The organism is Nereida sp. NH-UV-3, from assembly GCF_042939535.1.
GTDB classification, from domain to species: Bacteria; Pseudomonadota; Alphaproteobacteria; order Rhodobacterales; family Rhodobacteraceae; genus Nereida; species Nereida ignava.
The window spans coordinates 2228616-2248885 of sequence record NZ_CP132157.1 but is presented as its reverse complement, the minus strand read 5'-3'; the positions used below and the strand labels follow the sequence as shown (position 1 = coordinate 2248885).

20 protein-coding genes are annotated in these 20270 nt (G+C 54.8%); 4 read left to right on the top strand and 16 right to left on the bottom strand.

Features of this window, described 5'->3' with window-relative positions; all coding sequences use genetic code 11:
- Positions 1-158: 158 nt before the first annotated feature.
- The 3 genes from NeNHUV3_RS11065 (at position 159) to pdeM (ending at position 4697) form a co-directional block, all read left to right on the top strand.
- A complete protein-coding gene (locus tag NeNHUV3_RS11065; RefSeq protein WP_391481442.1) occupies positions 159-1472 on the top strand; it encodes an ATPase in 1314 nt (437 codons plus the stop codon).
- Positions 1473-1548: 76 nt separating this feature from the next.
- Positions 1549-3984: a ligase-associated DNA damage response DEXH box helicase gene (locus NeNHUV3_RS11060; RefSeq protein WP_391481441.1), complete on the top strand. Its 2436-nt coding sequence runs from the start codon at positions 1549-1551 to the stop codon at positions 3982-3984.
- Between the two features lie 38 nt (positions 3985-4022).
- A complete protein-coding gene (gene pdeM / locus NeNHUV3_RS11055; RefSeq protein WP_391481440.1) occupies positions 4023-4697 on the top strand; it encodes a ligase-associated DNA damage response endonuclease PdeM in 675 nt (224 codons plus the stop codon).
- Here pdeM and folD read toward each other — a convergent pair.
- The 15 genes from folD to ruvC form a co-directional block, all read right to left on the bottom strand.
- A complete protein-coding gene (folD, locus tag NeNHUV3_RS11050; RefSeq protein ID WP_391481439.1) occupies positions 4687-5589 on the bottom strand; it encodes a bifunctional methylenetetrahydrofolate dehydrogenase/methenyltetrahydrofolate cyclohydrolase FolD in 903 nt (300 codons plus the stop codon). The genes pdeM and folD overlap by 11 nt on opposite strands.
- A gap of 83 nt (positions 5590-5672) precedes the next feature.
- On the bottom strand, positions 5673-7349 hold the full coding sequence (locus NeNHUV3_RS11045) for a formate--tetrahydrofolate ligase (RefSeq protein ID WP_391481438.1): 1677 nt from the start codon (positions 7347-7349) through the stop codon (positions 5673-5675).
- 225 nt (positions 7350-7574) lie between these two features.
- Positions 7575-9488 carry an ATP-dependent zinc metalloprotease FtsH gene (gene ftsH / locus NeNHUV3_RS11040; RefSeq protein WP_048599626.1) on the bottom strand — a complete coding sequence of 638 codons (1914 nt, stop codon included), beginning with the start codon at positions 9486-9488 and terminating at the stop codon, positions 7575-7577.
- 89 nt (positions 9489-9577) lie between these two features.
- Complete coding sequence (gene tilS, locus NeNHUV3_RS11035) at positions 9578-10810, bottom strand: tRNA lysidine(34) synthetase TilS (protein WP_391481436.1); 1233 nt, start codon at positions 10808-10810, stop codon at positions 9578-9580.
- Between the two features lie 3 nt (positions 10811-10813).
- Entirely contained in the window at positions 10814-11629 is an 816-nt protein-coding gene (gene ybgF, locus NeNHUV3_RS11030; RefSeq protein ID WP_391481434.1) for a tol-pal system protein YbgF, read from the bottom strand.
- Positions 11629-12153: a peptidoglycan-associated lipoprotein Pal gene (gene pal, locus NeNHUV3_RS11025; RefSeq protein ID WP_391481433.1), complete on the bottom strand. Its 525-nt coding sequence runs from the start codon at positions 12151-12153 to the stop codon at positions 11629-11631. The genes ybgF and pal overlap by 1 nt, the downstream gene beginning before the upstream one ends.
- Before the next feature lie 62 nt (positions 12154-12215).
- Entirely contained in the window at positions 12216-13547 is a 1332-nt protein-coding gene (gene tolB, locus NeNHUV3_RS11020; RefSeq protein WP_334066558.1) for a Tol-Pal system beta propeller repeat protein TolB, read from the bottom strand.
- A gap of 18 nt (positions 13548-13565) precedes the next feature.
- Positions 13566-14678 carry an energy transducer TonB gene (locus tag NeNHUV3_RS11015; protein WP_391481431.1) on the bottom strand — a complete coding sequence of 371 codons (1113 nt, stop codon included), beginning with the start codon at positions 14676-14678 and terminating at the stop codon, positions 13566-13568.
- 9 nt (positions 14679-14687) lie between these two features.
- A complete protein-coding gene (gene tolR / locus NeNHUV3_RS11010; RefSeq protein ID WP_391481430.1) occupies positions 14688-15170 on the bottom strand; it encodes a protein TolR in 483 nt (160 codons plus the stop codon).
- Between the two features lie 3 nt (positions 15171-15173).
- Positions 15174-15848: a protein TolQ gene (tolQ, locus tag NeNHUV3_RS11005; protein ID WP_391481427.1), complete on the bottom strand. Its 675-nt coding sequence runs from the start codon at positions 15846-15848 to the stop codon at positions 15174-15176.
- Between the two features lie 100 nt (positions 15849-15948).
- Complete coding sequence (gene ybgC / locus NeNHUV3_RS11000; RefSeq protein WP_391481426.1) at positions 15949-16338, bottom strand: tol-pal system-associated acyl-CoA thioesterase; 390 nt, start codon at positions 16336-16338, stop codon at positions 15949-15951.
- Positions 16335-16988 carry a hypothetical protein gene (locus tag NeNHUV3_RS10995; RefSeq protein WP_391481424.1) on the bottom strand — a complete coding sequence of 218 codons (654 nt, stop codon included), beginning with the start codon at positions 16986-16988 and terminating at the stop codon, positions 16335-16337. Before NeNHUV3_RS10995 ends, ybgC begins: the two co-directional genes overlap by 4 nt.
- 17 nt (positions 16989-17005) lie before the next feature.
- Complete coding sequence (gene ruvB / locus NeNHUV3_RS10990; RefSeq protein ID WP_048599633.1) at positions 17006-18022, bottom strand: Holliday junction branch migration DNA helicase RuvB; 1017 nt, start codon at positions 18020-18022, stop codon at positions 17006-17008.
- 9 nt (positions 18023-18031) lie between these two features.
- Positions 18032-18706, bottom strand: coding sequence for a Holliday junction branch migration protein RuvA (ruvA, locus tag NeNHUV3_RS10985; RefSeq protein ID WP_391481423.1), 675 nt, complete (start codon positions 18704-18706; stop codon positions 18032-18034).
- Positions 18703-19221 carry a crossover junction endodeoxyribonuclease RuvC gene (gene ruvC, locus NeNHUV3_RS10980; protein ID WP_391481422.1) on the bottom strand — a complete coding sequence of 173 codons (519 nt, stop codon included), beginning with the start codon at positions 19219-19221 and terminating at the stop codon, positions 18703-18705. Before ruvC ends, ruvA begins: the two co-directional genes overlap by 4 nt.
- Before the next feature lie 367 nt (positions 19222-19588).
- Between ruvC and NeNHUV3_RS10975 the strand changes: the two genes are divergently transcribed.
- Entirely contained in the window at positions 19589-19780 is a 192-nt protein-coding gene (locus NeNHUV3_RS10975) for a DUF1127 domain-containing protein (protein WP_048599636.1), read from the top strand.
- Between the two features lie 89 nt (positions 19781-19869).
- Here the strand turns inward: NeNHUV3_RS10975 and NeNHUV3_RS10970 are convergent, their stop codons facing one another.
- Complete coding sequence (locus tag NeNHUV3_RS10970) at positions 19870-20205, bottom strand: hypothetical protein (protein WP_391481420.1); 336 nt, start codon at positions 20203-20205, stop codon at positions 19870-19872.
- Positions 20206-20270: the final 65 nt, after the last annotated feature.

Genomic DNA, 20270 nt, shown 5'->3' with positions numbered 1-20270 from the left:
AACCGCCTCATTTTGAACGAAATACTTAAATACCCAAACTATGCTTAGGTCGTGGTTTACTCAGCAAATGTGGCAAGCCCAAAGCCAAAGCGGGTCAAATGTAGGAATTTATGACGTGCGCCATTGTTAGGCGCCGCAGGTTTAACAAGGCATTAACGATGACAATGATGGCACCAAGCGGTGTAATTGCGCCGCCCTCACCAAAGACGCTTGGCGACATGAAGCTGTCACTTGTGATGATGCGGGATATCCTGCTGAAAACAATGTTTCGCTCCAACGTTGAACAGGTGACCGAATTGGCACGTGCAATTGCGTTGCCCCCGCGCGTCACGCAAGAATTGATCGACATTGGCCGCGAGCAGAACCTTATCGAGGCAATGGGCACGCTTCACGCGACTTCCAGCGCCGAAATGGGCTATCATCTGACAGAAAGCGGTAAGGCGCGGGCTTTGGATGCTTTAAGCCAATCAGAATACTACGGCGCTTGTCCAGTTCCCCTTGAAGTTTACCGCGCCCAAGTTGAACGCCAATCCATCAAGAACATCGCCCTAAGCCGCGAAGCCCTGACAGGTGCCATGGGGCATTTGATATTGCCCCCAACACTTTTGGATCAGCTGGGCCCCGCGGTCGGCTCAGGCCGGTCAATCTTGATGTACGGCCCACCCGGAAACGGAAAATCCTCCATCTCAAACGGTATTCGTGACGCATTGGGAGATAAAATCTACATCCCGCGCGCAATCGAATATTCGGGGCAGATCATCACCGTCTATGACCCAATCGTACACACAGCTGCCGAAGAATTAGTCGACGATCCAAACGCACTGCGCCGCACATCGAACGCCTATGATCGCCGATATGTCTATTGTCAGCGGCCAACAGTCATCACCGGTGGCGAGCTGTCCTTGGACATGCTTAATCTGGTCTACAACCCAACCGCGCGCACCTATCAGGCGCCGCTGCAGCTTAAATCCACTGGTGGTGTGTTCATTGTGGACGACCTTGGTCGGCAATCAGAACCGCCCCAAAAATTGATCAACCGTTGGATTGTTCCACTCGAGGAAAGTAAAGACATCTTGGCGTTTCAGTCTGGGGAAAAATTCGAAGTCCCGTTTGACACACTGGTCATCTTTTCAACCAACTTTCATCCCAACGACATCTTCGACAAAGCTGCCCTCCGACGCATCTTTTTCAAGATCAAAATTGACGGACCTAACCAAGCAGACTTTCTCAAAATCTTCGCACTCGTGGCCAAAAACAAGAAAATACCGCTGAATGAAGACGCACTGCGCCATTTGCTAACGGTGAAATACCCCGAAATCGACAATATATATGCAAACTACCAGCCCATATTTTTGATCGACCAGATTATCGCCATTTGCGAATTTGAAGGTATCCCAAGACAAATGAGTCCCGCCCTAATTGACCGGGCATGGGCCAACATGTTCGTACAACACGAGGCGATTGAACACTAAATCGCAGCTTCTTTTGTTTCGTAAATATCCCCGCCGGAGGCATAGATTTTCGAAAAGGAAATCTATCTATTAGAGCATGGAGTTACCAAACCAGATAGAAACGTGGTTCTCGGCGCGCGGATGGCAGTTGCACCAGCACCAACAGGTCATGTTGGAGTGCGCCGATGATCCCGCCACGCTGCTCATCGCGCCAACGGGGGGCGGCAAAACCATGGCTGGTTTTCTGCCCACCCTGTCCGAATTAGCGATGACCGAGCACGAGGGGCTCCACACGCTTTACGTCAGCCCTCTCAAAGCGCTGGCAGCGGATATCAAACGCAACCTTCGAACACCCGTCGATGAAATCGGCCTGCCCATCCGCATTGAAGACCGTACCGGCGACACAACACAGAGCCAGAAAAAGCGCCAACGTGCTGATCCACCCCACATCCTGTTGACTACGCCAGAATCCCTCGCGCTTTTGATCAGCTATCCCGATGCGCCGCGCATGTTCAAAGGCCTACGGCGGATTGTCATTGATGAAATCCACGCATTATCGGAATCCAAACGCGGGGATCAGTTATTTCTGGCTCTTAGCCGTTTACAAGCAATGTGCCCTGATCTTCGCCGTGTTGGGTTGTCCGCCACCGTTGAAGACCCTGCCGCGATTGCGCATCTGATGGCGCGTCATCCTGATCCGTGCAAAATTTTACACGCCGAGGCCGGTGCCCCGCCAGATATTGAAATGCTGGAAATTGATGAAGCGCCTCCTTGGGCGGGATCTGGCGGGCGGTATGCGATACCAAGTGTCCTTCGTGAAATTGCACGGCACAAAACCACACTAATCTTTCACAATACCCGCGCTCAGGCCGAGTTGTTCTTTCACGATTTATGGCTGGCCAATGAAGCACAGCTGCCCATCGCCATCCACCACGGTAGCTTAGCGCGAGAGCAGCGTGAAAAAGTCGAAAGCGCCATGGCCGCGGGCGCTCTGAAGGCCGTTGTGTGCACGGGCTCACTGGACCTTGGGATTGATTGGGGCGACGTTGATTTGGTCATTCAGATCGGTGCCCCAAAGAACGTCAAACGCCTTGTTCAAAGGATCGGGCGTGCCAACCACAGGTACAAGGCGCCTTCCAAAGCACGGCTGGTTCCCGCGAACCGGTTTGAGGTGATGGAATGTATCGCGGCGCTGAACGCAGTGCGGGATCATGATCTTGACGGTGACCCGCGCGGCACTGGCCCCCGTGATGTTTTGTGCCAACACATTCTCATCCGGGCGTGCGCGGGACCATTTAACGCCGATGACCTCTATGCAGAAATCATAAGTGCAGGCGCCTATACCACGCTATCACGGGCGCAATTTGATGGCTGTCTGGAATTTTGTGCAACCGGTGGCTATGCCTTGCGCGCCTATGATCGGTGGCAGCGATTACTGCAAACTACAGACGGTAACTGGCAATTGCGCGACCCGCGCGCCAGTCAGCGGATTCGTATGAACATCGGTACCATTCAGGATACCGACACACTTAAAGTAAGGCTTAAGAACCGCATGGGCGGCAAACCTTTGGGCGAGGTTGAGGAAGGATTTGCCGCAACGCTCACCGCAGGCGATACGTTTTTAATTGGTGGCCAAGTTGTTCGGTATGAAGGGCTGCGCGAGATGACAGTTGAAGTCACACGGCGCGGCGGTGACAAACCAAAGATTGCAACATTTCTCGGCACCAAGTTTGCCACATCAACGCAACTCTCCGAGCGCATCTTGATGATGTTCCAACAACAAGACTGGCCCGAGCTTCCTCCCGCAACCCGCGACTGGCTGCACCTTCAACGAAAAGCAAGTCAGCTTCCCTCCCCCGACCGCTTGATGATCGAAAGTTTTCCCCATGAAGGGCGTGCACAAACAGTGGTTTACGGTTTTGCGGGCCGCAACGCCCAGCAGACCCTTGGCCTCTTGCTGACCAACAAGATGGAAGAAGCAGGTCTGGGCCCTTTGGGCTTTGTGGCCACTGACTATGCTACACTTATCTGGTCGCTTGATCCCGTAACCAACCCACATGACATGCTTAATCCCGCCACAATGCGTGACGGTCTTGAGACATGGTTGGCCGGCAACGCCGTGATGAAGCGAACTTTCAGAGCGAGTGCCACGATCGCAGGTCTCATTGAACGCAACTTGCCGACCGCACGCAAATCGGGCCGCCAAGCGACCTTTAGCAGCGATATCCTGTATGATACGTTGCACAAATATGATCCCGACCACGTAATGATGCAGATCACCCGCGAAGAGGCCATGCGCGGCTTGGTCGATTTTGGCCGCATTGAGCAAATGTTAAGCCGCGTGGAAGACCGTATCGACCTGATTACCCTTGATCGGATCAGCCCCTTGTCTGCCCCTCTCTTCTTGGAAGCAGGCCGTGTACCCGTGCGTGGCTTGGCGGAAGAACGGCTTATGGCAGATGAGGCAGAGCGCCTGATGTCGGCAGCAGGTGTGCCAACGACAGCACCAAAAAGATGGGCCGTACCTTTCTAACCCTTGCGGCTACGCACAGAACGCGGCACGACAACCACATGGCAAGCCACCAATTCATTTTCCAAGGTCACACCCTAGAGGCTCGCGGCGACGGCGCGCTGTTTTGGCCCGCTGAGAGCATGCTGATCGTGTCTGATCTGCATCTTGGAAAATCCGAGCGTATCGCGCGGCGCGGCGGGTCGTTGCTTCCACCCTATGAAACCGATGACACGCTCGGCCGCCTCGACACGGCGATCAATCAGACCAATCCGGCCCACGTGGTTTGTCTTGGTGACAGCTTCGATGACCTAACTGCTGCGGGCCAACTTGATGAGCGGCATCAGACATGGATCACACGGCTGCAAGCAGGCCGGGTGTGGACGTGGATCGAGGGAAATCATGATGCGGGCGATACAGCGTTTGGTGGCACGCACGTCGCTCAACTGACGCATGACGGGCTGATATTTACTCATATCGCCACACCAAAAACCGGCGAAATATCCGGGCATTATCACCCCAAGGCAACGATCAACCTACGTGGGCGGGCTGTAACGCGCCCTGCGTTTCTTTATGACGAATGCCACCTGATGTTACCATCATTCGGCACTTATACGGGCGGGCTAAAAACAACAGACCCAGCTTTGAGCCAACTGTTCACAAAAACGGCGCGGGCCATTTTGACAGGACCCGCGCCGATTGAAATTCCGATGCCGCGTTGGATGATTACGCGGTGAGGCCCTCCGGCTCCGCAAGGCTATTCGCGCGACAGCACGCCGTAACCGTATTGGCTAACAAACACGCAATTGTCATGGGGCCAACACCGCCCGGAACCGGCGTGATGGCACCGGCAACTTCGGCACAACTGGCGTAGTCAACATCGCCCACAAGGCGGGTTTTACCCTCACCTTTTTCAGGCGCATCAATTCGGTTAATGCCAACATCGATCACAGTCGCGCCTTGCTTGATCCAATCGCCAGGCACCATCTCTGGGCGCCCAACTGCAGCGACAACGATATCGGCCCCCCGCACAACATCAGCCAAATCTTTCGTACGCGAATGTGCAATGGTCACCGTGGCACTGTCATTCAGCAAAAGTTGGGCCATCGGTTTGCCCACGATGTTAGAACGTCCAATCACCACAGCATTCATCCCACTGATCGAGCCATGATGATCCCGCAGCATCATCAAACAGCCAAGCGGCGTACAAGGCACCATTGATTTTTGCCCGGTCCCAAGTAGCCCAACATTCGAAATATGGAAGCCGTCGACGTCCTTAGCAGGAGAAATCGAATTGATAATCAGGTCCTCATCCAAATGCTTTGGCAGCGGCAGCTGACACAAAATGCCATGCACCGCAGGATCGTTATTGAGCTTTTCAATCAGCCCAAGCAGGTCTTCCTCCGAGGTATTCACGTCCAGCTTGTGCTCAAAACTGTTCATGCCAACTTCGACGGTCATCTTACCTTTGGAGCGCACATAGACTTGGCTCGCCGGATCTTCACCCACCAGCACAACCGCAAGGCCAGGTGTAATGCCGTTTTCGTCTTTCAGACGTGTCACATGACCAGCCACTTTGGCACGTACGCGCGCTGCAAATTCTTTACCGTCAATAACTGTAGCAGTCATTTTAATCTCTTCTTTTGTTTTCAAATATCCTCACCGAAGGTCAAAGCGCGCGTGGCTCAATGCCGCGCGCGCTTTAGTTTCGATCAGAACAGGCCTTCGATTTGGCCATCATCATTCAGGTGAATGTTTTCTGCGGACGGAACGCGCGGAAGACCTGGCATGGTCATGATTTCACCGCAAACGACCACAACAAAACCTGCACCTGCACTCAGGCGTACTTCACGCACCGGCACCGAGTGACCAACGGGCGCACCGCGCAGGTTCGGGTCCGTGCTGAACGAGTATTGCGTCTTAGCCATACAGATCGGCAAGTGGCCATAGCCCTGATCTTCCCAAAGTTTCAACTGATCGCGAATTTTCTGATCCGCGAGAACTTCGTCGGCGCGGTAGATGGTCTTGGCGATTGTGTTGATTTTCTCCATCAACGACATGTCATCTGGATAAATCGGAGCAAACTGGGCTGCACCACTTTCGGCAATCTCGGCCACACGTTTCGCCAGTGCCTCGGAGCCTTCAGAGCCCAATTCCCAGTGCCGTGAAAGAATAGCTTCGGACCCTTGGGTCGCAACGTAGTCCTTAACTGCCTGAACTTCAGCGTCCGTATCGGTGACAAAATGGTTGATCGCAACAACCACAGGCACGCCGAATGATTTGAGGTTGCCAATGTGGCGTCCAAGGTTCGCACAGCCTTCTTTCACCGCATCAACGTTTTCAGCGCCAAGGGCCGCTTTCGCCACGCCGCCGTTCATTTTCATTGCCCGGACAGTTGCAACCAAAACAACGCAGTCCGGCGCGAGGCCTGCTTTACGGCACTTGATGTTCATGAATTTCTCAGCGCCAAGGTCCGCGCCAAAGCCCGCCTCGGTCACAACAAAATCTGCAATTTTGAGCGCAGTGTTCGTAGCAATCACAGAGTTACAGCCGTGCGCAATATTGGCAAACGGGCCACCATGTACAAACGCAGGGTTATTCTCAAGCGTCTGAACAAGGTTGGGCTGCATCGCATCTTTCAAAAGTACGGTCATCGCACCATCGGCCTTGATATCGCGACAGAACACAGGGCTACGGTCACGACGGTAAGCCACGATCATATCGCCAAGACGCTGCTGCAAGTCCTTGAGGTTGTTGGCCAAGCACAAGATCGCCATGACTTCGGATGCAACCGTAATGTCAAACCCAGCCTCACGCGGAAAGCCGTTTGCCACGCCACCTAAAGAAGCGGTGATCTGGCGAAGGGCGCGGTCATTCATGTCAACAACGCGCTTCCACTGAACACGGCGGATGTCGATTTCTTGCTCGTTGCCCCAATAAATGTGGTTATCGATCATCGCAGAAAGCAGTGAGTGCGCCGAGGTAATCGCGTGGAAGTCACCGGTAAAATGCAGGTTCATGTCTTCCATCGGAACGATTTGCGCGTAACCACCACCCGCAGCGCCGCCCTTCATGCCGAAGTTTGGCCCAAGCGATGCTTCACGAATACAAACAGCCGCTTTTTTGCCAATGCGGTTCAGACCATCACCAAGGCCTACGGTGGTTGTGGTTTTGCCTTCACCAGCTGGAGTTGGGTTAATTGCAGTCACAAGGATCAGTTTACCGCTCTCGTTACCTTGAACAGAGTCGATGAATTTCTGGCTGACCTTGGCTTTATCGTGGCCGTAGGGAAGCAGATCATCAGAACCAATGCCCAGTTTTGCACCAATCTCTTGGATCGGCTTCTTGTTCGCTTCGCGAGCAATTTCGATGTCGGTCTTATATGCCATGGCGCAGGGTTCCCTATTGATGTCCACGTTTCGTTGAGTCGTTGGTAGAGCCATCATTTGAAATCACGCCTGTCGATTCCGACAATTTACGGCGCGTCACCGTCCACCGCCGTATACGAAGTTTCCGATTTGCATCATTCTTAGCTGGGGCAGTCGCCCGTCCAAAAAGAAAAAGCCCCGCCGAAATCATCGACGGGGCTTTGAAAATTAGCACATAAAGCTGGCTTAAGTCGGCTCGGGCAAGCCACCTTCATCACCGGATGACGGCTTGCGACGCTTGGCTTTCGGCACCGCTGTGACTGATGGAGCAGAACCATCGTCTTTGTCGTCCTCATCGTTGCTCAGATGTGGTGGTTCGCCGCGCATCACACGCTTGATCTCTTCGCCAGTAAGCGTTTCATATTCCAACAGCCCTTGGGCAAGGCGCTCAAACTCTTCGGATTTTTCCCGAATAATCTCAGCCGCTTTGTCGTAGCCACGTTGGATAAACCCGCGCACTTCTTCCTCGATCAGCTCTTTGGTGTTAGCCGAGACCGAGAAACCGGCAGTGTTGCCAGAGTATCCTTCAGCAGCTTCTGCATAGTCAATGTTCCCAACTTTATCAGACATCCCCCACCGCAGCACCATCGCACGGGCCAGTTGGCTGGCTTGCTGAATGTCGCCAGCGGGTCCGTTTGACACAGCGTCCTCGCCATATTTAAAGATTTCCGCCGCTTTGCCTGCCATAGTCATGGCAAGACGTTGGTGGCATTCATCTTTAAACATGTTGAGACGGTCCATTTCAGGCAGGCTCATCACCATACCCAACGCACCACCGCGCGGAATAATCGTTGCCTTATAAACAGGATCACATTTCGGTAGACTGATACCAACGATGGCGTGACCTGCTTCATGGTATGCGGTCATTTCTTTTTGTTCGGCTGTCATGACCATGCTGCGGCGCTCTGCACCCATCATAACTTTGTCTTTCGCCGACTCAAAGTCTTCCATCGTTACAAAACGGCGACCAACACGCGCTGCCATCAAGGCAGACTCGTTCACAAGGTTCGCCAGATCGGCGCCTGAGAAACCAGGCGTTCCGCGTGCAATAATGCGCAAATCAACATCAGGGCCAAGCGGTGTTTTGCGTGCGTGTACACCCAGAATTTTCTCACGACCTTTGATATCTGGGTTAGGCACAGTGACCTGACGGTCAAATCGACCAGGACGCAACAATGCCGGATCAAGCACATCACGACGGTTTGTGGCCGCAACGATGATGACGCCTTCGTTTGCTTCAAAGCCGTCCATCTCAACCAACAGTTGGTTCAGCGTTTGCTCACGTTCGTCATTGCCGCCGCCGTAGCCAGAACCACGTGCGCGGCCGACTGCGTCAATTTCGTCGATGAACACAATGCAAGGCGCGTTCTTTTTGGCATCCGCAAACATGTCACGGACACGCGACGCACCAACACCTACGAACATCTCAACGAAATCCGAACCCGAAATAGTAAAGAAGGGCACACCAGCCTCACCCGCGATTGCACGTGCGAGAAGTGTTTTACCCGTACCCGGAGGACCAACAAGAAGCGCCCCTTTGGGAATTTTACCACCCAAGCGGCTGAATTTCTGTGGGTTGCGCAAGAACTCAACGATCTCTTCAAGCTCTTCTTTAGCTTCATCGATACCTGCAACGTCATCAAACGTCACACGGCCATGTTTTTCGGTCAGCAGCTTAGCTTTTGATTTCCCAAAGCCCATCGCCCCGCCTTTGCCGCCACCTTGCATGCGCTGCATGAAGAAAATCCACACACCGATCAGCAACAGGATTGGCAACAGGTTAAAGAGCAGCGCCTGGAAGCCGCTGGTTTCCTGTGATTTTGCCTCAAACGGAATGTCGCTGGCCAACAAAAGATCAGTCACTTCCGCGTCACGCGGCATGATCGTTGTGTAATCACGGCCATCGGTCCCGCGATATGTGACGCGTTCACCGTCAACGCGGGCATTGGCAACTTCGTTACCTTCAATGGCGTCTACAAACTGAGAATAGCTAACTTCAGAGCTGTTTGCCGTGCTTTGGCCGCCTCCAACAAGTTGGAATAGGGCCAGCACAAGCAGGCCAAGAACGATCCAAAAGGCGAAATTTCGCGCGTTACCCAAGGGAGGTCTCCTCAATGTGGGGAATCGCATCACCCCCTAGAGGGCGTGCATAACTGTTAGGTCTTAAAATAGAGACTACATCCCCAACTTCAATGCGTTAAAAGGGAACTGATGTAAGATGTCGCGCATTTTGCGCTCCATGCAGCATTAAATGAGGCCAAAGGAGCGGCAATTAGCCGGTCTGCGCGCCAAACAGATGGTGACGCCATCAATGAACGGCGCGGCAATCCCGCTGCGCGCCAGTCAGGCAACTGGCCCAAGCCTTCTTCACCCAACGCGCGCACCTCATCGCCCAATTCAGCTGGTCCAGCAAGTTGCCAGCGGCCATCCCACAGTGCGCTCGGTTGGGCGGTTGCATCCCAAACCGCGTTAAATTCCCGGCCAATGCGAATATCTGCTGCACCGGCCGTAATCAAACAGCCATGAAGCGTTTTGGTCTGTCGCATATCGATCGCTTGCGCGACTTCCATAAGGGCATCATGGCGCGGGGTATAATCCGCACTGGCCACCCATTGAAGGGCACCGTTTAAAAGGCGGCGCTGCAATTCAGGATGCGCAATAGAGAACCGTTTGGCGTCAATGATAACGTCGCCTGCTTCCTCGTGTGTGATCCGGTCAGCAAGCTCATAGACGGCTTGCCCCAAGGCGGACCGCTCAGCACGCAACTTAGCCGCGACACTGCCCAACACATCAGACGTGATCCCCATTTCACCCAAATGTTCAAGCAGCTGGCGTGCCTTTACGCGCTCAAATGCATCGTTGTCATTGGAAGGATCATCAACCCAAGCAACACCTGTTTCATGCAAGTAGTGGCGAAGATCGGCACGGCTCATATCCAACAGGGGGCGATCAAAACGCATCCCGTTTTTGTCCGCGCGTGCGGCCATTGCGGCCAAACCATCAACACCTGATTTACGAGCCAGCCGCATCAAGAATGTCTCAGCGACATCATCGCGGGTATGACCAAGTGTCACAAAATGAACACCGCGCTTTTTGCCCCACCGCGCCAAAAGGCCATAACGCGCACGGCGTGCTTCGTCTTGGACATTGCCGCTGCCGTTCCATGCGGTCCAACGCAGGGTATCGTGCGGAATATTGAGGGCGGCACAAATGCGGCCAACATAGGCAGCCTCCTCAGCCGCCTCTTTTCGCAAACCATGATCAACCGTGGCCGCAACAATCTTTGCACGTCCCCAATCGTTCAACAGATGCAGCAGTGCAAGGCTATCAGACCCACCAGATACCGCCACACCGATCAATGCAGGCGGTTCCCAGCCATAGAGCTGATCCAGTTTGTCAATCAGAACAGCCGTTGAAACCACGCGCTATTCGCAGCCCATGTTCAAACGCGCGGCCGCCGCTTGGGCAGCTTCGGGGGCAGAGGCAAAACGACTTGTGACCTCACCCAAGGTAACGCAGGCCTCAGATGTCTGGCCCAAATCAGCGAGGGATGTGCCAAGCCTATACAGCGCAGGGGCAGCCTCAGGGCCACTTGGCGCACCAGAAAACGCATCAAGATAGGCACGCGCAGCCGGTGCCATATCGCCCAGCCCCGCAAGTGCATCACCACGCAACAAATTGGCACGGGTCGCTAGCGGCCCGCCTGGGTAGGTCTCAGTAAAGGCCGCAAACTGGTCCGCGGCGCTGCGAAAGTCACCTGAAGTGAGGGCCGCCTCAGCTCGCTCAAAGTCTGTCTGCTCGCCAATGGCCAGTGAAACATCATTTTCCTCTTGAACTACGACATTCGTAGCAGGCCCTACAACTTCAACGCCGCCTAATACGGCAGTCGACCCGATGGTGGCGATGTCACAGGCGGGATCAAGATCGCAAATGCGGAAGTTCAAATCATCAAGGCGGTTTGTTCCATCACGCACCACCGAATTAATGCGAATATCCAATTGCTCGGTCTTTGCAGTCAACTGAGACAAAGTCGCCTCAAGGGTCTCAATGCGCGCAAGAGTAGAAACATCCCCCGCAAGCGGATTGGTGCTGCCGGTGGCGGATAGTTCGGCGCGCAGGCTGTTGATTTCGGCGGCAAGTCGGGACAGGTCCGCCCGCACATCCCCCAAAGTTTCCGCGCTTAGCGCTGCCCCGCAAGGCAGCAGCGCAGCACAAATTGCAACAACGCGCAGCGCCCGCATCAGCTTGTGCCTGATCCGGACAAGATGGTCACCGCGCGGCGGTTTTGCGCATAACAACTCTCGGTCGAACACGCGGCGATCGGGCGTTCCTTGCCATATGTCAGCGTACGCAGGCGCGTGCCTGCGATGCCTTGGCTGACCAGATATTCACGCACCGCGTTAGAGCGCCGCGCACCAAGGGCCAAGTTATACTCACGCGTGCCCTGCTCATCCGCGTGACCTTCGATCACGGCAATAAATGCAGGGTTGGCACGCAGCCAAGCCACCTGACCATCCAAAATAGAGCGCCCCGAAGCGTTCAACGTGCTTTGGTCCACATCAAACAGGATTTTATTCCCAACGGTCTCGTTGAAATAACCGACGGACGCGGGATCAAGTGCGCTGACACCCACCCCACCGTTGGAACCAAACGCGCCATTTCCACTGCCGCCAATACCCCCGCCAGAGCCGAATAGGGTGCCGTTACTACAGGCGGCCAATGACATGCCCGCGATAAGCAGTGCTGATTTTGTCAACGTCTTCATAAGTGATGTCCTGTCTTAGATGAGCTGCAATTATTGTTGTTGTTTGGTGTCAAATTAGCACATCAGCGCTGTAAAGGCGACCATGAAGGATCAGATGCCGCTGTTTGAGTGCGCACTTTTGCGAGATTACGCCCCGAAATATCCACTGAATAAAGCGCAGGCGCGCCATTTGCGCCTTGGGTTTCACGGGTAAACATGATGACCCGACCATTGGGCGACCACGTTGGGCCCTCATCAAGGAAGGACGCGGTCAAAAGCCGCTCCTCAGAACCATCCGTGCGCATCACGCCAATATGAAACCGGCCACGATTTTGCTTGGTAAAGGCAATCAAATCCCCCTTCGGCGACCAAACGGGCGTGCCGTAGCGTCCCGCACCTGTGCTAATGCGGCGCGCCTCACCACCTGTGGCGGGCATAATGTACAGCTGCGGCGAGCCTGAGCGATCACTTTCAAACACAATGCTGCGCCCGTCAGGTGAATAACTTGGGGCCGTTTCAATGGCTGGGGTCGACGTCAGGCGTGTGCGCGCATTGGTGCGCACATCAAGCGTATAAAGATCCGTGTTGCCCCCAGTTGTGAGCGAGAACACCACTGTCCGCCCATCGGGCGCAAAACGCGGCGCAAAACTCATGGAGCCGTCGGGAACATCAAGCGCGCGTCGTGACACGCGGCCCACGTCCAGCACGTAGATGCGCGGGAAGCCTGTCTCGTAGCTGGTGTAGAGCACCCGCTCACCGTCAGGCGAAAAACGTGGTGCAAGCACAATGGCGCTGCTATCCGTCAGGTATTGAACGTTTGCACCGTCAAAATCCATGATCCCAAGGCGTTTGGCACGGTTCTCTTTGGGGCCAGTTTCGCCGACGAAAACAACGCGACTGTCAAAATAAGGCCCCTCGCCAGTGATGCGCGCATAAACCTCGTCGGCCACCTTATGGGCGATCCGGCGCCAGCCATCAGTGGTGCCGACAAACTGAAGGCCTTGGCCCAATTCGGAGCCAGTAAATACATCATACAGGCGGAACTTAACGGTCACGCGGCCATTGCCGCTGACTGAAACTGCACCCGTAATAAGCGCTTGGGCGTTGATCGCGCGCCAATCGGGGTATTGCACTGGCGCGCCAAAGGCGCTGATTTGGCTAATGAACGCTTCCGGCTGGATTTGGCGGAACAACCCAGTGCCGCGCAAATCATCTGCAACCAGACCACTGATCTGCTGGGCCATCTCACCCGCGTTGGATGTCTCGGAAATGAAGGTGGGCAAAGCAAAGGGCAGCGGCTCAATGACGCCGTCCGTAATCTCAAGCCGCAGGGGCTGTGCCACGCTTGTGCTGGGGGCGATGCATCCAAGGGTTGCGGACGCTGCAAACAAAATGGCACCAATAAACTGCCTCATAAACCTATCCCTCATTCATTACTTCAGGCGCAGGCCTGACGGGTTAAAGGTAATCTCAATGTCTTTCCATTGATCGTATTTGTCATCAGGCAAATCAAAGCCCTGTGCACCTGCGCGGAAAATCGCACTTCGCGCTGCACGGTATGCAATCTGGTTCAGATCAGCACTGCCCGAGCCGCTGATCAACTCCTCAGAGCCTGAAATTGGACGCCGGTCTTCCCCCACTGCAAAGCGCACAGTGATCACGACTTGGTCGCTAATCACGCGCGGCGGGACAGCCCATTTGTTCTGTATCTGACCAACAAGCGACTGGCGCTCGCCTTGGGTCATTGGTGGACCAACGGGCGCATCGCTTGCAGGCGAAGCATCTGCGGTTTCAGCAGTTTGCGCAGCCGCATCGGGCTCGGACGCCACCTCAGACTGGGCGGCTTGCACCGGTGCCACAGGCCTATTGGGACGCGCGGGTGGGCGGATTGAACGGGTTGGCGCGCCACCTGCTTCTTCTGCTTCCGTCACGACTTCGGGCGCAGCCTCTTCAGGGGCCGTTGCTTGCTGAGCATCGCTTTGAGTGCTTGGCAGCGCATCAGGATCATTCGTTTCTACGACCGCCTCTTGGGTTTGATCCGCGATGGTCGCATCAAGGGGCGGTGGGGCTACCGCTTGGGGTGCAATACGTGGCGCGGGTCTTGCTTTGGGGCGCTTGGACGCATCAATAACAGCACTCACTTGCGGCTCTGGCGGGGGCGCTGGCGGCGTGGGTTCTTCGGGTGCCTCATCGGTCACATCCGTCTGTGGCAACGGGGCAACCTGGCTCACATCGGGCGAGGCATCAGGCGGCGGTGTCGGGCGCACAGGCTCAGGCGTTTGGGGCCGCACAGGTTCAGGCACAGGCTGCGGCGCAGGCTCAGGCGTAGGCTCAAGAGGCGGTGCAACAATAGCTTCCGGTGCCGTAATCTGCGTCGGGGTTTCAGGAGGTGTTTGATTGGTGAGCGCATCAAACTCAGCCGAGGAAATAACGCTTACCTCCACATCCTCAAAAGGCGGCGGATCAGCAGAAAAGATCGGCCCCACAAGAAGGTAGCCGATAAGGCCCGCGTGACCCACTCCGGATATGATGTAGCCCGTGCGCATCAGGCGTGCCTACTGCTCCTGCACCGGCGTCACACCATCAAGCGTGGGGCCGCCAATGTCTGTCACAAGGCCAATGTTTGAAAAGCCACCCGCATTCAAAGCACCCATGATTTCTGCAACACTCGCATAGGTGTTAGCCCCATCAGCACGCAGGAAAATTTTATCATCACTGCGCTCGGTGGCGATCGCTTGCAAGCGCCCAATCAGTGCTTCGCGTTCAACTTCAGTTTCTTGAATCATCACAACGCCATCAGCGGTCAGCGTCACCGTCAGTGGTTCTTCGTTGTCCGATGAAAGCGCTGTGGCCGCAGTTTTGGGCAATTCAACAGGCACCCCAACCGTCAGCAAGGGTGCAGCAACCATGAAGATGATCAACAAGACCAACATCACATCAACAAAAGGCGTTACGTTGATTTCTGCCATCGGCTGTGCACGACCGCGGCGGCGGCCGCGACCACCCCCGCCGGCTTTTTTGATTGTACCCGCACCCATGGCTTAGCTATCCAACTGGCGCGACAAAATCGTGGCAAACTCGTCAGAGAACGCCTCGTAATTGCCGACAATTCGGTCACTGTCTGCGCTAAGCTTGTTGTAATAGATAACCGCAGGGATCGCAGCGAGAAGGCCCAAACCTGTCGCCAAAAGCGCCTCGGCAATGCCAGGGGCTACAACTGCAAGGTTGGTGTTTTGCTGTTCTGCAATCTCAATAAAGGCATTCATGATACCCCAAACGGTTCCAAACAACCCGATGAAGGGTGATGCGGATCCAACAGTGGCCAATACGGTCAGGCCCTTTTGCAGTTCTTCGGCTTCACGGTTGATCGCCACGTCCATGGCACGATCAATGCGGCTGGTCGCACCCGCGATCAAACCACCATCCGTTCGGTGAGACCTACGCCATTCAAGCATGCCTGACGCGAAAATCTTTTCTGATGCGCCTTCGGGCGCCGGTCCAATCTCATCGAACAAACCATCAAGCGGGGTGCCGGACCAAAAAGCCTGATCAAATTTCGCGGCCTCTGCGCGCGCTTTGCGGTACTGGATTGTCTTTTGAACAATAATCGACCACGCCCAGAAACTGGCGATAATCAGGATGATCATGACGAGTTTTACGGTGATCGTTGCGCGCGCGAATAGCGCCCACATTGAGAAATCTGCTGCGTGTTCCATATGGCCTGCTCATGTACTGCGGGTCTCTTTGCGGACCCAATTGCATACATAATAGGCGATGTTTCATTTAATTACTACGCTGAGCATGCGTAGGCGCGATTTAATGCAACTTTCGGCGAATATTTGCTGGCAGACGCGCAGGTGCCCCCGCCTCATTGATCGCCACAATAGTCACAAGCGCCGTAAACAACAAAGCTCCGTCGCGCCGTACATCCTGGCGAAACACCAAGCGGACACCGGTGATCGTTTCAATGGCAGTCTCAACGCTCAGCGTATCGTCAAATTTTGCAGAACCGAGATAATCCGCGTCCACGTGACGGACCGCAAAAACGATGCCCTCGTCCTCTTTGAGCTGGCGCTGATCTACCCCAAGCTCACGGACAAATTCAGTGCGACCGCGCTCGATAAACTTCAGGTAATTGGCGTAGTACACAATACCAGCCATGTCGGTATCTTCGTAGTAAACACGAATGGGCAAACGGTGTTTCATTGGACCTGACCTGCCGCCGTAAGCCGCGCGAAAAGGCGTAAAGCATGGGACGGATCGCGCGATGCAGCCGGCAGCACAGGATCATAAGCGGCGCGGATCAGTTGACCCACTTGCGGCTTCAGGATCACCCCGCCATCGGGCACAATCGCCAAGGGAGAGCTGCCAACAAATGCCTGATCAGACCAAAGCACAATCATCTGCGCCATCTGGCTCAGCGCAATTGTATCAGCCGGTGTGTCCGCAAGCACCTCATCCATCCGCAAAAAGACAAAACACGCTTTGATCCCACCATCATCATCAAAGCGGAAAATGCGATACTGGTTGGCATCAGCAGATTTGAGACGTTCTACAAGCGGGACCAGATCAGGGACCAGCCGTTCAAGATGCGGCACCTCGGTAAGTTCGGACCAATCAGAACAGAAAAAGACCATCAGGTTCGCCCCAATCTCAGGGTCCACTTCCGCCATTTTGTGCCCTGCAAGGCTAACGACAGCTTCGCACGCGCCTTTGAACACCCCCAAAGTCGCCTCATCCACACCAAAGATGACGGGGGCGATCGCCCTGCCCCAACGGGCAAAAACATAAGCCCCATCAGAGCGGGTAAAGCAGGCCTCTACGTCTTTTGCGGTGTATGTTTCTTGATCATGCATCTGTGAACCCTGCGCCGTTATTCAAAAAGGCCGCCCTGTTTCTTGGGTGCGGCCAGCCCCAAATGATCCCATGCCTTTTGTGCCAACATCCGGCCGCGTGGGGTGCGCTGTATCAAACCTTGCTGCAGCAGGTAAGGCTCAATCACTTCTTCAAGCGCATCACGGCTTTCAGACAAAGCGGCAGCCATTGTTTCAATGCCAACGGGCCCACCCTGATAATTCTCCGCTACAAGGCTGAGATACCTACGGTCCGCGCCATCAAGGCCCAACTTATCAACTCCCAAACGGGTCAATGCATTATCCGCAAGGGCACGGCTGATCTGGCCGTTGCCTTCCACCAGCGCAAAATCCACGACACGGCGCAGCAATCTGCCCGCGATACGCGGGGTGCCGCGCGCACGTTTTGCAATTTCGCGAATGCCCTCATCATCTGCGGTAACGCCCAAAAGCCGCGCACCGCGGGCGACAATCTCGTGCAGCTCATCGGTGGTGTAAAACTGTAGCCGCGTTGGAATGCCAAAGCGGTCACGCAGCGGCGTTGTCAAAAGACCAAGACGGGTAGTCGCCCCGACAAGTGTGAATGGCTGCAATTCAATCCGCACGGTGCGCGCGGCAGGGCCTTCGCCAATCACCAGATCAAGTTCAAAATCCTCAAGTGCAGGATAAAGCACCTCTTCGACAACTGGGTTCAGTCGATGAATTTCATCGATGAACAAAACGTCGCGTGCTTCAAGGTTGGTCAAAATCGCTGCCAGATCACCCGCCTTGGCAAGCACAGGCCCGGATGTCATGCGGAAGTTCACCCCAAGCTCACGGGCCATAATTTGAGCAAGGGTCGTTTTGCCCAAACCCGGTGGGCCGTGAAACAATGTGTGGTCCATCGCCTGCTCACGTTGACGCGCAGACTGGATGAAAACCTTCAGGTTTGCGCGTGCCTCTGCCTGACCGATAAACTCATCAAGACCTTGCGGGCGCAATGCGCGATCATTGTCTTCGGCAAGCCGCTCGGGGCGCAATGTGGGATCACTTTCCATGGGCCTTCCTTAGCCCTTCGGCGCCAGAAGTTTCAACGCCGCTTTGATCAACGCACCTGTATCTTGCGCACCTTGATCGCTGGCTTGCGCCACGGCCGACGCCGCGTCTTGGGGCGCGTAGCCCAAATTGCCCAGCGCAGAGAGCGCCTCGGACTGGGTCGACATGCTGGCTACTTGCGGCGTGTTTTGTGCGCCTGCGTCGTCACCGTCATCAATCACGTCATCTGTGACTGCTTTGGTCTGGCCCAGCGCGTCATGCACGCTGCCGCCCATTGCCATAATGGCCGGGGCTTTGTCTTTCAGATCAATCACAACTTTCTGCGCCGTCTTAGGGCCAATGCCCTTGGCGGCTTTCACGCTGCTCCAATCCCCCATGGCAATGGCGCGGCTAAGCCCCGCTTCGCCAAGTGTACCCATAATTGCCATCGCAGCCTTTGCGCCAACCCCTTGCACAGACATCAAAAGCCGGTGCCACTCTTTTTCGGCAAGCGTGGTAAACCCGAAAAGTTGCAGCAGATCCTCGCGCACCAAAAGGTCCGTATAAAGTGCGGCTGCCTCACCGACATTGGGCATTGAGGCAAGCGTACGCTCGTTACAATACACAACGTATCCGACCCCACCGACCATGAGCATAACGTGATCTGTACTGCGGTATTCCAGACGTCCTTGAAGTTTGCCAATCATCCCGCGGACCTCATTTCTTGTGCCTTCAGAGCTTTTTCCAAGCCGGTGCCAACCCCGCGTTGATGGGCGTGACAAATGGCGATTGCCAAGGCATCAGCGGCATCCGGTCCGTCAAACACCACACCAGGTAGCTGCATTTTGACCATGTGCTGTACTTGTTCTTTGGCGGCGTGCCCAACGCCAACAACAGTCTTTTTGACCGCATTGGGAGCGTATTCACCAATTGTAAGGCCCGCCTGTGCCGGCACCAACATCGCGATTCCCCGCGCCTGCCCAAGCTTCAACGTGGCGACACCGTCTTTGTTGACAAACGTCTGCTCAACCGCTGCTGCATCGGGGGCGTGCTGTGCGATCACGTCACTCAACCCAGTGTGAAGCGCCAAAAGTCGCGCGCCCAAATCACCGGTTTTCGTTTTGATGATGCCATTTGCGACATGACGCAGACGCGGGCCCACCATTTCGATGACACCCCACCCCATATTGGCCAAGCCAGGATCGATTCCCAGTATCCGCATAGTCGCCTGCCTGCTGTTATATTTATGCGTTTCAGCAGTAGCACGAAACGCGAACATTTGCCAAACAGAAACAAATATCGGCGTATTTCGCGAATTGTTACAAAACAGCCAAGGTTTTCGTGACCTGCGACATCCTGAACACCTGTGGATACTTTTGTCCAAATACGACATTTCAGGTGCAAATCGGGGCAGGCTTGACCTGCAAATAGCCCAATAACGACAGGCTATTTGTTCATTTTCGACATATGCAGTCCGATCATAGCTGCATTGCAGAAATACTCACTATCCGGAAATATCTTTCCCGCCTAAATGGGCGCCATCACGCACCCATAAACGCATAATTTTTGCGCAGTAAAGGAATACGATCATGGCCGTTATCGAAACATCCCGCTTCGCACCCGCAGCAAGCACATTCACAGTTGCCGCTCCGTTCATTGCGACTTTCGCGAAAGTAAAGTCTTGGAATGATGTGCGCCAGACACGCAAAGCGCTCAAGCAGCTATCTGCACGTGAATTGGAAGATGTCGGCCTGACATATGCAGACGTAGACGCGCTCTAAACCCTCAGGCGTGTCTCGAGCAAAAGCCGCACAGCCCTTTGGCCGTGCGGCTTTTTTTATGCGTGCTGGCTACAGAAATAGGGGCCGCTTTAGACGAACACCTGTAGATATTGAGCGATCCAGATGGTCAGGCTATCCGCTTGCATCATCCACGCTGCAAAGCCCCCCAAACCACCGGATGATTGTAAGCCCTCAACGCGTTCAACATACGCTGCAGGACCGTTTGTTGTGTAAGCAAACGCCTTAAATAGCCAAAACGCAGCAGCAGCCAAAAGCACCAAGTGCCACGGAAAACCGCCACGCGCCGGAGCGCGGCCCAGTACCATGCCATCGTGATTTACAGACTGTGTACGATAATACCCTGCGCGCCGCTGCTGCTTGGCCAATCGCTTCATTTTGGACTTAAACTTTTGCCGATCAGACATACCGTTGCCCTCAGTTACTCATTCGTTACTGAGGGTCTTGTTAACACAATTTTAAGATAATTGCT

What these genes read in the sequence shown, in the direction of transcription:
- NeNHUV3_RS11065 (WP_391481442.1), top strand. Translation starts at nt 159, where the DNA reads ATGACAATGATGGCACCAAGCGGTGTAATTGCGCCGCCCTCACCAAAG.
- NeNHUV3_RS11060 (WP_391481441.1), top strand. Translation starts at nt 1,549, where the DNA reads ATGGAGTTACCAAACCAGATAGAAACGTGGTTCTCGGCGCGCGGATGG.
- pdeM (WP_391481440.1), top strand. Translation starts at nt 4,023, where the DNA reads ATGGCAAGCCACCAATTCATTTTCCAAGGTCACACCCTAGAGGCTCGC.
- folD (WP_391481439.1), bottom strand. Translation starts at nt 5,589, where the DNA reads ATGACTGCTACAGTTATTGACGGTAAAGAATTTGCAGCGCGCGTACGT.
- NeNHUV3_RS11045 (WP_391481438.1), bottom strand. Translation starts at nt 7,349, where the DNA reads ATGGCATATAAGACCGACATCGAAATTGCTCGCGAAGCGAACAAGAAG.
- ybgF (WP_391481434.1), bottom strand. Translation starts at nt 11,629, where the DNA reads ATGCGGGCGCTGCGCGTTGTTGCAATTTGTGCTGCGCTGCTGCCTTGC.
- pal (WP_391481433.1), bottom strand. Translation starts at nt 12,153, where the DNA reads ATGAAGACGTTGACAAAATCAGCACTGCTTATCGCGGGCATGTCATTG.
- tolB (WP_334066558.1), bottom strand. Translation starts at nt 13,547, where the DNA reads ATGAGGCAGTTTATTGGTGCCATTTTGTTTGCAGCGTCCGCAACCCTT.
- NeNHUV3_RS11015 (WP_391481431.1), bottom strand. Translation starts at nt 14,678, where the DNA reads ATGCGCACGGGCTACATCATATCCGGAGTGGGTCACGCGGGCCTTATC.
- tolR (WP_391481430.1), bottom strand. Translation starts at nt 15,170, where the DNA reads ATGGGTGCGGGTACAATCAAAAAAGCCGGCGGGGGTGGTCGCGGCCGC.
- tolQ (WP_391481427.1), bottom strand. Translation starts at nt 15,848, where the DNA reads ATGGAACACGCAGCAGATTTCTCAATGTGGGCGCTATTCGCGCGCGCA.
- ybgC (WP_391481426.1), bottom strand. Translation starts at nt 16,338, where the DNA reads ATGAAACACCGTTTGCCCATTCGTGTTTACTACGAAGATACCGACATG.
- NeNHUV3_RS10995 (WP_391481424.1), bottom strand. Translation starts at nt 16,988, where the DNA reads ATGCATGATCAAGAAACATACACCGCAAAAGACGTAGAGGCCTGCTTT.
- ruvB (WP_048599633.1), bottom strand. Translation starts at nt 18,022, where the DNA reads ATGGAAAGTGATCCCACATTGCGCCCCGAGCGGCTTGCCGAAGACAAT.
- ruvA (WP_391481423.1), bottom strand. Translation starts at nt 18,706, where the DNA reads ATGATTGGCAAACTTCAAGGACGTCTGGAATACCGCAGTACAGATCAC.
- ruvC (WP_391481422.1), bottom strand. Translation starts at nt 19,221, where the DNA reads ATGCGGATACTGGGAATCGATCCTGGCTTGGCCAATATGGGGTGGGGT.
- NeNHUV3_RS10975 (WP_048599636.1), top strand. Translation starts at nt 19,589, where the DNA reads ATGGCCGTTATCGAAACATCCCGCTTCGCACCCGCAGCAAGCACATTC.
- NeNHUV3_RS10970 (WP_391481420.1), bottom strand. Translation starts at nt 20,205, where the DNA reads ATGTCTGATCGGCAAAAGTTTAAGTCCAAAATGAAGCGATTGGCCAAG.